General features: G+C 74.1%; 15 protein-coding genes. 3 read left to right on the top strand and 12 right to left on the bottom strand.

The features are described from left to right. From AB0I76_RS12175 to AB0I76_RS12160, 4 genes are all read right to left on the bottom strand, one after another. On the bottom strand, nucleotides 1–399 hold a 399-nt coding region (locus AB0I76_RS12175), incomplete at its 3' end, for an SRPBCC family protein (protein WP_357033752.1). Nucleotides 400–506: 107 nt separating this feature from the next. After that, nucleotides 507–716 (bottom strand): DUF397 domain-containing protein, encoded by a 210-nt coding sequence (locus tag AB0I76_RS12170; protein ID WP_357033750.1) that lies wholly within the window; start codon nucleotides 714–716, stop codon nucleotides 507–509. Nucleotides 717–864: 148 nt separating this feature from the next. Beyond that, complete coding sequence (fahA, locus tag AB0I76_RS12165) at nucleotides 865–2,064, bottom strand: fumarylacetoacetase (RefSeq protein ID WP_357033748.1); 1,200 nt, start codon at nucleotides 2,062–2,064, stop codon at nucleotides 865–867. Then, entirely contained in the window at nucleotides 2,061–2,918 is an 858-nt protein-coding gene (locus AB0I76_RS12160) for a hypothetical protein (protein ID WP_357033746.1), read from the bottom strand. The genes fahA and AB0I76_RS12160 overlap by 4 nt, the downstream gene beginning before the upstream one ends. A 97-nt stretch (nucleotides 2,919–3,015) precedes the next feature. On the opposite strand from AB0I76_RS12160, the gene AB0I76_RS12155 reads away from it, so the two are divergent. Further along, the gene (locus AB0I76_RS12155) at nucleotides 3,016–4,182 is read left to right on the top strand and encodes a cupin domain-containing protein (protein WP_357033744.1); all 1,167 of its coding nucleotides are present in this window, start codon (nucleotides 3,016–3,018) and stop codon (nucleotides 4,180–4,182) included. 10 nt (nucleotides 4,183–4,192) lie between these two features. Here AB0I76_RS12155 and AB0I76_RS12150 read toward each other — a convergent pair whose 3' ends face one another. The 4 genes from AB0I76_RS12150 to AB0I76_RS12135 are packed head-to-tail and all read right to left on the bottom strand — an operon-like array spanning nucleotide 4,193 to nucleotide 6,961. Beyond that, nucleotides 4,193–5,218 (bottom strand): tetratricopeptide repeat protein, encoded by a 1,026-nt coding sequence (locus AB0I76_RS12150; RefSeq protein ID WP_357033742.1) that lies wholly within the window; start codon nucleotides 5,216–5,218, stop codon nucleotides 4,193–4,195. A 10-nt stretch (nucleotides 5,219–5,228) separates the two neighbouring features. Next, nucleotides 5,229–5,711 carry a 2-C-methyl-D-erythritol 2,4-cyclodiphosphate synthase gene (ispF, locus tag AB0I76_RS12145; protein WP_357033740.1) on the bottom strand — a complete coding sequence of 161 codons (483 nt, stop codon included), beginning with the start codon at nucleotides 5,709–5,711 and terminating at the stop codon, nucleotides 5,229–5,231. 16 nt (nucleotides 5,712–5,727) lie between these two features. Then, the gene (gene ispD, locus AB0I76_RS12140) at nucleotides 5,728–6,423 is read right to left on the bottom strand and encodes a 2-C-methyl-D-erythritol 4-phosphate cytidylyltransferase (protein WP_357033738.1); all 696 of its coding nucleotides are present in this window, start codon (nucleotides 6,421–6,423) and stop codon (nucleotides 5,728–5,730) included. Nucleotides 6,424–6,475: 52 nt separating this feature from the next. Beyond that, nucleotides 6,476–6,961, bottom strand: coding sequence for a CarD family transcriptional regulator (locus tag AB0I76_RS12135; RefSeq protein WP_013288937.1), 486 nt, complete (start codon nucleotides 6,959–6,961; stop codon nucleotides 6,476–6,478). Between the two features lie 326 nt (nucleotides 6,962–7,287). On the opposite strand from AB0I76_RS12135, the gene AB0I76_RS12130 reads away from it, so the two are divergent. After that, nucleotides 7,288–8,016 (top strand): hypothetical protein, encoded by a 729-nt coding sequence (locus AB0I76_RS12130; protein WP_357033736.1) that lies wholly within the window; start codon nucleotides 7,288–7,290, stop codon nucleotides 8,014–8,016. A gap of 38 nt (nucleotides 8,017–8,054) precedes the next feature. Here the strand turns inward: AB0I76_RS12130 and AB0I76_RS12125 are convergent, their stop codons facing one another. The 4 genes from AB0I76_RS12125 to AB0I76_RS12110 are packed head-to-tail and all read right to left on the bottom strand — an operon-like array spanning nucleotide 8,055 to nucleotide 11,653. Then, nucleotides 8,055–8,615, bottom strand: a complete 561-nt coding sequence (locus AB0I76_RS12125; RefSeq protein WP_357033734.1) for a hypothetical protein — start codon at nucleotides 8,613–8,615, stop codon at nucleotides 8,055–8,057. Beyond that, nucleotides 8,616–9,665, bottom strand: coding sequence for a 3-oxoacyl-[acyl-carrier-protein] synthase III C-terminal domain-containing protein (locus AB0I76_RS12120; protein WP_357033732.1), 1,050 nt, complete (start codon nucleotides 9,663–9,665; stop codon nucleotides 8,616–8,618). It lies immediately after the preceding gene. Between the two features lie 34 nt (nucleotides 9,666–9,699). Continuing rightward, a complete protein-coding gene (locus AB0I76_RS12115; protein WP_357033730.1) occupies nucleotides 9,700–10,869 on the bottom strand; it encodes an acyl-CoA dehydrogenase family protein in 1,170 nt (389 codons plus the stop codon). Nucleotides 10,870–10,912: 43 nt separating this feature from the next. Next, nucleotides 10,913–11,653 carry a methyltransferase domain-containing protein gene (locus AB0I76_RS12110; protein WP_357033728.1) on the bottom strand — a complete coding sequence of 247 codons (741 nt, stop codon included), beginning with the start codon at nucleotides 11,651–11,653 and terminating at the stop codon, nucleotides 10,913–10,915. Between the two features lie 46 nt (nucleotides 11,654–11,699). On the opposite strand from AB0I76_RS12110, the gene AB0I76_RS12105 reads away from it, so the two are divergent. Then, the coding region (locus AB0I76_RS12105; RefSeq protein WP_357033755.1) for a UbiA family prenyltransferase at nucleotides 11,700–12,316 on the top strand (617 nt) is incomplete at its 3' end.

Raw genomic sequence — 12,316 nt, 5'->3', positions numbered from 1 at the left:
GGCTGCGAGCCCGCCGAGCAGGAACGCCACCACCCGGCCGTACGGCGCGACGGGCACCGCCTCCTGCGTGACGGTCACGGCGGTGCAGCCACGGCCGCGCCGCTCCACCGGGCGCAGCGTCCAGGTGATCCGGTAGTCGACGCCGGCGCCGGGTGAGCTGAGCACCAGCCGGTGGGGCGGCTCCGTCTCGATCACCACGAACTCCTCGACCAGCGGTGAGCCGTCGGACTGGGAGCGGGTCTCCCGCCAGGCGGTGCCCGGCCCGAACCGGCCGGTGGTGAGCACCTCCACCGGACCGGCGGCACCGGGCCGGCCGGAGCGCAGGCCCAGCTCGGTCAGCAGACGCCACAGGTCGGCGGCGTGCGCCTCGATGAGTTCCGTTGCGGTCACCGTCGACATGCCACCTCCCGTGGCATCGACGGTACGCCGGGTGAGCGCGGTGCGGGGTCCCCGGAGCGGAAATTCCACGCCCGGGAACCCCGTACGCACCACGACCGGCGGCGCGGTCAGGGCCGGAACTGACCGCCCCGGATCGCCCGGACGAACGCGTCCCACCCCGGCGGGCTCACCGCGAGCGTGGGACCGGCCTGGTCCTTGGAGTCGCGTACGGCCACCACGCCGAGGACGCCGACCAAATTGTCGGCCACCTCCACGCAGAGACCCTGGTCGTTCGAGCGGCTGCTGGTGCGCCAGATAGCGCCCGCGAGATCGTTCATCGTCACCCTCCTGTCCGATAAGGACGCCAGCCGGAGCCGGGACCGGGAACCGGACGGGGGCCGTCCCGGTCCGGCGCGGCATGGCGACGGAATCCGGACGATCAACGGGGCAACGGTGCTCCGGGGTCGGACCTCCTGTGCGACCGGGTCAGCGCGCCGGCAGGATCGTGCCCGTGACCTCGCCGAGGGCGATGGTGGTGCCGTCCGGGCCGGGCGCGGTGGCGGTGATGGTGACGGTGTCGCCGTCGGAGAGGAAAGTACGGGTGGCGCCGTCGGAGAGCTTCACCGGCTCGGTGCCGCCCCAGCTGAGCTCCAGGAAGGAGCCCACCTGCCCCCGCTCCGGGCCGGAGACGGTGCCGGAGGCGTACAGGTCGCCGGTGCGCAGGGAGGCGCCGTTGACGGTGAGGTGGGCCAGCTGCTGGGCGGGCGTCCAGTACATGGTGGCGAAGGGCGGCTCGGCGACCCGCTCGCCGTTCCACTCCACCGCGAGGGACAGGTCCAGCCCCAGGTGGGGCACGTCGGACAGGTAGTCGGCGACCGGCGGGTCCTGGTCCGGTGCCGGCACGAACGCGGCGCCCAGGGCGTCGAGCGGGGTCACCCAGGCGGAGACCGACGTGGCGAAGGACTTGCCCAGGAACGGGCCGAGCGGCTGGTACTCCCAGGCCTGGATGTCCCGGGCGGACCAGTCGTTGACCAGCACCACGCCGAAGACGTGGTCGGCGAAGTCGTCGACGGAGACGCGGCTGCCCAGCGGGCTGGGCACACCGACCACGAAGCCGACCTCGGCCTCGATGTCGAGGCGTACCGACGGGCCGGAGACCGGGCCCTGCGGGGTGGCCCGCTGGCCGGTCGGACGCACCACCGGCGTGCCGGAGACCACGACGGTGCCGGCGCGGCCGTGGTAGCCGATCGGCAGGTGCTTCCAGTTGGGCAGCAGCGGCGGCTGGCCCGGCCGGAAGATCTGGCCGACGTTGGACGCGTGGTGCTCGGAGGAGTAGAAGTCGACGTAGTCCGCCACCTCGAACGGCAGCAGCAGCTCCACCTGCTCCAGCGGCACCAGCAGCGGCTCCACGTCGGCCCGGTGGGCGTCGTCGGTGAGCAGTTCGGTCACCCGCTGCCGGACCGCCGTCCACTGCGGCCGGCCGAGGGCCATGAAGTCGTTGAGCGAGGGCCGGCCGAGCGCCCCGGCGGCGAGGACCAGCCCGGCGGCCTCCGCGCCGCCGAGGTCCAGCACGAAGTCGGAGACGCGTACGCCGACCCGGGGCTCCTCCGCCGGCCGGCGGAACACCCCGTACGGCAGGTTGGCCACCCCGTACGCCGAACCGTCGACACCCCGCACCCAACTCATGCCTCGAAGCCCCCGTTCACCAGCCCAAGCCGGATCAGATCGGTCAGTGGTTCCAGGATGCTGCACGAGCCGAAGCCCACCCACAGCGGACGCGTCGTGTCGGCCCACCCCTCGACGGCCTGGAGCAGCGGTCGCGGGTCGGTGGCGGTGAGCAGCTCGGCGACGCGCGGCACCCCGGCGCCCTCGGCCGCGGCGATCGCGGCGGCGAGCACGTTGGCGAAGCCGTGGTGGGTGAAGCCGGTCACCGGGTCCAGGTGGCGCACCGCGTGGTGCAGGCCGGCGGTGAGCTTGAAGGACAGCGCGCGGTCGCGGCAGGCGCAGATCACGGCGGCCAGCTCCGCCGGCGTCGGGAAGAGCTCGGCGGCCAGCCCGCCGGTCCGGAACTTCGCGGCGACCGGCAGCCCGGCGGCCCGCGCCTCGGCCACCGTGTCCAGCGCGCCCAGCAGCCCGAAGGTCAGCGGGATCTCGGCGTAGACGTCGAGGTGCCACGACCGGGCGAACGTCAGCAGGTGGGTCAGGCCGGCCTGCGGGTCCTCTCCGCGCTTGGCGACCGCCACCTCGACCTGCCGGACGACGATCCCGTCCTGGGCGAGCTGGGACAGCGCGGCGGGTAGCCCCCCGACGCCGGTGTCGCCGATCAGGCCGACGACGGAGCCGGGGTCGACCAGCTCACCCAGGTCCCCGGCGAGGACGGCGGACGCGGGAACCAGCAGCGGACCGACCAGGTCGGTGTACCAGGAGGCGCGGTGGGCGCGGTGCGCGACGACGGCCTCGGGCAGCGGCGAGCTGCCGGGCGGGAAGACGGCGGCGTCGTCGACCAGGCCGTGGAGCAGTGCGGGCACCTGCGTTGACACGAGACAAGAATGTACGGGACGCTACAAGGAACGGACAACAGCGTCCGAATATCGGACGTCATCCGGTTGACGCAGGGGACGACCCCGGGAGGCGAGAATGCCGTACTACCGCAGCGTCGGCGAGGTGCCGCGCAAACGCCACACCCAGTTCCGCCAGCCCGACGGCAGCCTCTACGCCGAGGAGCTGATGGGCCAGGAGGGCTTCTCGTCCGACTCCTCCCTGCTCTACCACCGGTACGCGCCGACCGCGATCGTCGCCGCCGAGGAGTTCACCCCACCGGCCGTCACCCGCACGCCGAACCTGCCGCTCAAGCCCCGCCACCTGCGCACCCACAAGCTCGACGCCAGCGGTGCCGACCCCGTCCTCGGCCGGCGTCACCTGCTCGCCAACGACGACGTCCGCATCGCGTACGTGGTGGCCGACCGGCCCTCCCCCCTCTTCCGGGACGCCACCGGCGACCACTGCCTGTACGTGGAGTCGGGCACCCTGCGGGTCGAGTCCACGTTCGGCGTGCTCGACGCGGTGGCCGGCGACTACGTGGTCATCCCGACGTCGACGATCCACCGGCTCGTACCGACCGGCGACTCCCCCGTACGGCTCCTGGCCATCGAGGCGAACGGGCACATCGGCCCACCCAAGCGCTACCTCTCCGTACGCGGACAGTTTCTGGAACACGCTCCGTACTGCGAGCGGGACGTCCGGGGACCGGACGCGCCACTGCTGGTCGACGGGACCGATGTCGAGGTGCTCGTCCGGCACCGGCGCGGTTGGACGAGGTACGTCTACGCCAACCACCCGTTCGACGTGGTCGGCTGGGACGGGCACATGTACCCGTGGGCGTTCTCCATCCACGACTTCGAGCCGATCACCGGCCGGATCCACCAGCCGCCGCCCGTGCACCAGACCTTCCAGGGCCCGAACTTCGTGATCTGCTCGTTCGTGCCGCGCAAGGTGGACTACCACCCGGACGCCATCCCGGTGCCGTACAACCACCACAACGTCGACTCCGACGAGATGCTCTTCTACACCGGCGGCAACTACGAGGCGCGGCGCGGCTCCGGCATCGAGCAGGGCTCGATCTCGCTGCACCCGTCCGGGTTCACGCACGGCCCCCAGCCGGGCGCGGCCGAGCGGTCCATCGGGGTCGACTTCTTCGACGAGCTGGCCGTCATGGTCGACACGTTCCGCCCGCTGGACCTGTGCGACGCGGCCACCTCGTGCGAGGACGACGCGTACGCCTGGACCTGGGCCCGCCGCCCCTGACCGGAGCGGCTCAGGCGAGGCGGCGGGTGAAGACGGTGATCTCGGCCAGGGCGGCGGCGACGATCGCCAGGACCAGCGGCCACGGGGTGCCGACCAGCGCGTAGAGCAGGACGAACGCCGGTGCGGCGGCCGCCGCGTACACCGCCAGGGCCAGGCTGCGGTCGGAGCGGAGCAGGCCCGGCAGCACCGTACGGGCCAGGCCGGGCAGCCTCGCGGCCTGCCGCCACACCACCAGCGCCCCGCCGAGCGCCGCGACGAACGCGGCGAACCGCGACAGCCCCGGGCTGCCCGGCGCGAGACAGGCGATCAGCACGGTGGTGATCAGGGACCAGCCGGCGCCGTAGATCACGAACTGGCTTACCCCGGCCGAGATGGTCCGGCCGGAGTCGACACGGCCAGGACTGATCGCGGCGGCCTCGGCAAGGTGTTCCAGCGCCTCGCTCCAGCGCCGCTGCTCCAGCCGCAGCACACCGATGTCGTGCCGCGCCTCGGCCAGCTGCGGGTCCAGGCGCAGCGCCTCCCGGTAGGCCCGCTCGGCCAGGTCGAACAGCTGCATGTTCGCCGCCACCAGGCCCAGCACCAGGTGCGCCTGCGGTTCCTCGGGGGCCAGCTCCACCCCGCGCCAGGCCGCGTTCAGCGCCGGCTGGCCGTTGCGCGAGCCGGCCAGGATCGCCGCGGCGCTCCGCTGGGCGTACGCGTCGTCCGGCCCGAGGGCCAGGATCCGGTCGGCGGTACGGGCCGCCTCGGCGTACTCCTCCTGGTCGGCGAGGGCCAGCGCCCGCGCGACCAGCGGCGAGACCTCCTGGGGCGCCGCGGCGACCGCGGCGTCGGCCGCGCTCAGGGCCTCCGCCGGGCGACCGGCCGCGAGATGCACCCGGGACAGCACGGTCAGGGCCTGCGCGTTGCCCGGTTCGAGGGCGACCGCGTAGCCCAGCTCGGCCGCGGCCTCGTCGTACCGGCCCAGCTCGGCGAGGAGGAGGGCCCGCTCGACGTAGCCGTCGGCGGCGGACCGGTGGGAGGTGGGGTCACTGGACATCGCGGCGAGCCTAGGCGGCCGGGGCGTCGTACACCAGGGCCACCGCGATGCCGGCCAGGCCCTCGCCCCGGCCGGTGAAGCCGAGGCCGTCGGTGGTGGCGGCGGAGACGGTCACCGGAGCGCCGACCGCGTCGGAGAGCACCCGTTGGGCCTCCTCCCGGCGCGGGCCGATCTTCGGTCGGTTGCCGACGACCTGGACCGACACGTTGCCGATCGCGTAGCCGGCGGCGCGCACCCGGCGGGCGGTCTCGGCGAGCAGAGCCACGCCGGAGGCGCCGGCCCACTCCGGCTGCCCCACCCCGAAGTTCGCCCCCAGGTCGCCGAGACCGGCGGCGGAGAGCAGGGCGTTGCAGGCGGCGTGCGCGGCCACGTCGGCGTCCGAGTGCCCGGCCAGCCCGTCCTGGTCCGGCCAGTGCAGGCCGGCCACCTGGCACGGCCGGCCGGCTTCGAAGGCGTGCACGTCGGTGCCGATGGCCACCCGGGGAACGATCACGACCAGAGGGTACGCGTCACGCGCCGGCGGCCAGCAGGTGCTCGGCCAGCGCGAGGTCGAACGGGCGGGTGACCTTGAGCGCGTACTCCGAACCGGGGACACAGCGCACGGCGACACCCAGCTTCTCGACCAGGCCGGCGTCGTCGGTGAGCGGATCGGACGCGACGGCGTGCGCGGTGGTGAGCACGGCACGCCGGAAGCCCTGGGGTGTCTGCACCGCCCGCAGCGCGGACCGGTCGACGGTGCCGAGGACCACCTCGTCGGCGTCGACCTCCTTGACGGTGTCGACCACCGGCAGCACGGGGATCACTGCGTCGTGGCCGGCACGCACCGCCGCGGCGACCGCCTCGACGAGGTCGGGCGGGGTCAGCGCACGGGCGGCGTCGTGCACGAGGACGATGTCGGGGCCCTCGGGCACCGCGTCGAGGGCGGCGGCGACGGACGCCTGACGCTCCGCGCCGCCGGCAACCACCGTCACCGGGGCGACCGGTGCCAGCAGCTCGCGTACGGCGTCCAGCTCGGCGGCCGGTGCGGCCACCACGATCGTGTGCACCGAGGCGGCGGCGGCGAGCCGGCGGACCGCGTGCACGAGCAGCGGCTCGCCGGCCAGCAGCCGCAGCGCCTTGGGACGGCCGGGACCGAGTCGTACGCCGGCACCCGCCGCAGGCACGAGGACCGCGACGTCACCGCGCGGATTGAGCTGCGCGGTCACGTCGCGGTCCTCGGGTTTGTTCGCTACGAATCGGGTACGACGATGCTGTGGATCAGGCCTCGGTGAGGACCTTGTCGAGCAGCGTCTCCGCCTCGTCCTTGGTGCTCTTCTCCGCCAGCGCGACCTCGCCGACGAGAATGTCACGGGCCTTGGCGAGCATGCGCTTCTCACCCGCGGACAGGCCCCGCTCCCGCTCCCGACGCCACAGGTCGCGGACGACCTCGGCCACCTTCAGCGGGTTACCGGAGGCCAGCTTCTCCAGATTCGCCTTGTAACGCCGCGACCAGTTGGTCGGCTCCTCGGTGTGCGGAGCCCGGAGGACGTCGAAGACCTTGCCGAGGCCCTCTTCGCCGACCACCTCACGCACACCCACGATCTCGGCGTTCTCAGCGGGCACCCGGACAGTCAGGTCACCCTGCGCGACCCTCAGGACGAGGTACTCCCTAGGCTCGCCCTTGATGACCCGAGTCTCGATTGCCTCGATGAGTGCGGCCCCGTGGTGGGGGTAAACAACGGTCTCGCCGACACTGAAAACCATAGGTTCGAAACCCCTTTCGCTGTGTCTAGGGTAACACGCTCAGGCACCGATGTCTCACCGCTGTCCTGACCGTTGGCGCAGCTCAGGGGCCCTGTGAGAGGTATTTCTTCAGCTTGACAGGCAGCCAAACCGAAGGTTCGAACACGCTCTGTGACGTGCGGGTGACGTCCCGGTACGAGTGAGACCGAACGTCGAGATCAAGGGCAATGCGCTCACCCCATGGTATCCCGCGGCACGGGAACGCGCCCAGGTGTAGCGGGAGGAGGCCCCGTGCGGGACGCTGGAGGGAGCCGCTGTCCGCTCACCGAGACGGTCCTGGGGGTCCGATGGGCAAACCCGACGCAGACGGCCCGGGCCTGCCGGACCTGCCTCCCGAGTGGGGGCGGGTGGTCGTGCCCGACGACGCCTCGGCGCTGGCCGCCGAGGCCGAGGAGATCCGTCGCGAGCTGCGCGCACGGACACAGGCAGCCATCCGGCCGGCGGCTTCGCGGTGGGGGCCGACGCGCCCGGTGTGGGCCCGCTCCCCGCTGGCCCTGCCCGTGCTGATCCTGCTGGTGGCGCTGCTGACCACGATCGGCGGCCTGATCGCCGTCACCTGGCCCCGCTCGGCCCGCACCGGCGCCGCACCACCGAACGCCGCCCCGTACGCGCCGCCGGCCAACCTGACCGGCCGGCCGCTGCCCGCCCTCGACCTGGTCGACGCCACACGCTCCCCGGTGCCGTTGCGCGGCCTGCTCCCCGCGCTCATCGTCCTCGTCGACGGATGCGCCTGCGCAACGGAGTTGGCCGACGCCGCCAGCACCGCCCCGGACGGCGTCACCGTCGTGACCGTCGACACCCACCCCGCCGTACGCGTCCCGGCGCCACCGGTCCGGGCGGACGTGCGGGCCCTCGCCGACCCCGCCGGTGGCCTGCGTGGCTTCCTCCAGCTCCCGGCCCGACCGGGCGTCGCCACGGCGGTCCTGGTCGACCGGGACGGTCTGGTGGTGAAGGTGGTGCCCGAGATCCGCTCCGCCGAGGACTACCGCGCCGACCTGAACCGCCTGGCCGGCTGAACCGCCGGCCGGATGCCGCCGGACGCCGCGGCGGGCGCTCAGGGCAGGAGGACGAGCTGCGCCTCCACCGTGAGCGGCTCGACGCCCACGGTGGACAGCGAGACCTGGAACGGCCCGCCCGCCCCGGTCACCTCGGTCGACGTCGTCGATCCGTTGCACCCGGCGGTGAACGGATCGGCCGCCCGCGCGCCGTCCACCAGCACGAGCAGCTCACCGGGACCGGTGCAGCGGAACTGGAGCAGATGGCGTTCGCCCTCCTCGGCCCGGGCCTGCCGGACGATCCCGTCGTCCGGGGCCAGCTCCGACCGTTCCCTCCACACCGTGTTGGGGAAGTTGCCCAGCGCGGTGCCGTCGGTGTCCGGCGGCACGACGTAGGTCACCCGGCCGGTGTCCGGATCGGTCCGGTAGGCGATGCCGGAGTCGGCGTCGACCGCGACGGGGTCACTCGCGGCCGGTCGGTCCGTCCCCACCACCCGGCCGGTGGTCGGCTCGTTCACCCGCCACCACCAGCCGCCGATGACCAGCCCGACCAGGGTGGCGACGGTGAGCACGACCGCGCCCGCCCGCGTACCGACCACGGGCGCGCGCGGCCCGTCCACTCAGTCCTGCCGGTCGAGCAGTGCGGCGTAGAGCGTCAGCCCGGGCCCGAACGCCAGCATCACCACCCGCCGCGGCGGTGCGGGGTCCCGGAGCAGACGGTCGAGGATCAGCAGCACCGTGGGCGACGAACAGTTCCCGTGCTCGTCCAGGGTGGCCCGGGACGCCGCCAACCCCTCCGGCGGCAGGGCCAGCTCCCGCTCCACGACGTTCAGGATGCGCGGCCCGCCGGGGTGCACCGCCCAACCGTCCACGTCGGGCACCGAGCCGCCGTGCCGGGCCAACAGGTCCTCCACCAACCCGCGGACGTGACTGGACAGCACCTGCGGCACCTTCGGCGACAGGCCCATCCGGAAGCCGGTGTCGGTGACGTCCCAGGTCATGTGGTCGGCCGTGGACGTGTCGGTGACCGAGGTGACCTCGCGGAGCGCGTACCCCCGGCCGCCCGGCACGACCACGGCGGCGACGGCGGCGTCGGAGAAGAGGGCGTGGGAGACGATCTGCTGCGTGTCGACCCGCGCGCTGGACGGTTGGATGTGCAGGCTGGTCAGCTCCGCGCAGAGCAGCAGCGCGGGCCGACCCCGGGCAGTCACGAAGTCGCTCGCCGCGCCCAGCCCCGGCAGGGCGGCGTAGCAGCCCATGTGGCCGACGAACATGCGCTGCGTGTCCGGGGCCATGCCCAGGTCACGGGCGAGCAGGATGTCCAGCCCCGGGGTGGCGTACCCGGTGCAGGAGCACACCACGAACAGCCCGATGTCGCCGGCGGCCAGCCCGGCCGCGGTGAGCGCCCGGCCCACCGCCTCCTTGCCCAGCGGGAGCGCCTCCACCTGGTAGCGGCGCATCCGCCGCTCGGTCGGCCAGTCGGACACGTCCTCCAGGAGGGGATTGACGGCCGCCTGGCGGCGGGTGACGCCGGAGTTGACGAAGATCCGCTGGGCCAGCGCGCGGGTGGTGCCGGAGAAGTGCTTCGAGAAGAACCCCTCCCACAGTTCGTCCTGCCGGGCGGACGGCGGGTGCGCCGTCCCCATCCCCGCGATCACCGGTACGGCCACGTCGCCCGCCTCTCTCCACCCGTCGCCGGGGGCCTCACCATCGGGGAGCCGATCCGTCGCGGTCCGGGTCGCCGCCGAGAACCGCGATGCCCAGCCAGTCGGCGCAGACGTCGGAGGTCGCCGGGTGCAGCGAGCCGCAGCGCGCGTCCCGGTAGAGCCGCTCCAGCGGATGGCCGCGCCGCGTCGCCGACGTGCCCGCCGCTTCCAGCATGGACGCCGCCACCTCCGCCGCCGTGGTGCCGGCGAGCAGCTTGGCCCGCCACACCCAGCGGTTCGTCTCCGCGTCGCCCGGCGCCTCGTCGACCCGTCGGGCCGCCTCGGCGACCACCAGCTCGGCAGCGGCGACCGCCGCGTCGGCCCGACCCAGGCGGGCCCGGACGGCCGGGAGGCCGGCGAGGTCACGGGCGTTGAGGTGCTCGGCGGCAGCGTCGACCGCCGCTCGCGCCACCCCGACGTAGACGGCGGCGTAACTCGCCACCAGCCAGTGCGGCATCAACTGCGCCACCACCAGGGCCAGCCCCTCCACGCCTCCGAGCAGCCGGTCGGCCGGCACGGTGACGTCCAGGTGCAGGTCGTGCGAGGAGGTCGCACGCATGCCGAGCGAGTCCCAGGTGGGTTCGACGGTCAGGCCCTCCGACCCGGCCGGCACCAGGAACTGGGACACCACCGACGGATCGTCGGCACTGCGGGCGGCCACCAGGTAGCCGTCGGCGTGCCCCGCGCCGGAGCAGAACGTCTTGCTGCCCTTGATCCGCCAGCCTCCCTCGACCGGCTCGTAGACCGTGCTGAGCCGGGAGAGCCGGGCACCCGCGCCGCGCTCGCTCATCGCGACCGCGTACCAGGAGCCCTCAGCCGCCGCGCGGAGCAGCCGGTCCCGGGCGGCCAGCGCCTCGTCGGGCACACCGAGCGCATCGGCCAGTTCCTCGGTGACCGCGCCGAGGGCGCCGGTGACCGAGGCGTGCATGTTGAACACAAGCGCGGTCGCGCCGTTTCCCCGGGCCAGCTCGGTGGCGACCGCCGCGTACCCGGCGAAGGTCGCGCCCGCCCCACCCAGCTCCCGAGGGACCATCAGGCCGAACAGCCCGGCCGCCCGCAGGTCGTGGAAGTCCTCCACCGGGAATGAGCCGTCCCGGTCGTGCCCGGCGGCCCGGGCGGCGAGGCGTGGCGCCAACCGGCGGGCCGCCTCCAGCGCGTGCAGCGTCATCCAACCCCCTCTTCCGCGTACCCATACCCCCGGGCCGACCCGGCTATCCCCTTCGGACCCCCAGACCCTGGTAGAGCACCGCGGTCGACCAGGTCGGCACGATCCGGGGAGCCGGGCCGCCCGTCCCACCCTCCGCGCCGCGCGCCCGACGGACCAGCCAGGCGAGCAGGCCGCCCACCCCGGGCCGGATACCACGCAGTCGCAGGTCGACGCCGTGCCGCCGGGCCTCCGCGACGAGCGCGCGAGCGTCCACGAACAACCGTGGATCGTGGATGCCCCGCGGCACCGTGGGCAGCCGCTCGGCGATGCGCACGGCCAGCAGCCGGCTCAGCGCGGTGTCGTTGAGGGTGTCCAGGACGAGCAGGCCGCCGGGGCGGAGCAGGCGACACGCCTCGGCCACCGCGAGCCGCCAGTCGGGCACGTGCTCCAGCAGCTCACCGGCCGCCACCACGTCGGCGCAGCCGTCCACGAGCGGGACCGCGGTGGCGTCTCCGTTGACGACGGTGACGCCGTGCGCGGCGGCCTGGCGCAGGGCCGACCGGGTCAGGTCCACCCCCACGTGCCGGTAGCCCTTGCCGGCCAGATGGGGGGCGAGCAGGCCGGCACCGCAGCCGAGGTCGACCAGGAGGGCGTCGGGACGCGCCGCCGGTGGCACCAGGGCCGCGCGGGCCTCCGCCAACCAGTGCAGCATCGCGAACACGCCGTCGGGACGCCACCACTCGCCGGCCAGGTCGTCGTACTGGCGCGGATCGTTGCGCGGCAGGGTACGGCCCGCGTCTCGCATGGATCCGAGCGTGACACGACTGACCCTCAACGACCAGACTTTCCTCATGTCGTCAACGGTGCTAGGGCAGCTCAGGACGAGGACGCTGGGGCTGCTCAGGGCGAGTCACCCGGAGCCGGCCGCCGCGGTCACCGCCGTCTCGGGGCTGCTCGCGTGGGGGGTCGGGCACGGACCGACCGGCATCGGCGCGGTGCTGCTGACCGTCGCCGCGAGCCAGCTCGCCGTCGGCTGGACCAACGACGCGCTCGACGCCGACCGGGACGCCGCGGTGGGGCGTACCGACAAACCGGTCGTCACCGGTGCGGTCGGGCGGCGCGGCACGGCCGTCGCGGCGGCGGTGGCCGCGTGCGCCACCCCGGTGCTGGCCCTCACCACCAACCCCGTGGCGGCGTTCTGGGTCACCCTCGCGCTGGTGTCCGCGCTGCTCTACGACTGGCCGCTGAAGTCCACACCGTTCTCGGTCCTGCCGTACGCGGTCTCCTTCGGAGCCCTGCCGGCCTTCATCGTGCTGGCCCTGCCGGGCGCGCCGACCCCGCCTGCCTGGCTGGTCGGCGCCGGTGCCCTCCTCGGTGCGGGCGCGCACTTCGCCAACGTGCTGCCCGACCTGGCCGACGACGCCCGGACCGGGGTGCGCGGGCTGCCGCACCGGCTCGGGCCGGCCGC

Origin of the sequence: Micromonospora sp. NPDC049799, assembly GCF_040656655.1 — a bacterium.
Taxonomy (GTDB): Bacteria; Actinomycetota; Actinomycetes; order Mycobacteriales; family Micromonosporaceae; genus Micromonospora.
Note: the sequence above shows the minus strand (reverse complement) of the source record. Positions and strands in the feature narration are given on the sequence as shown.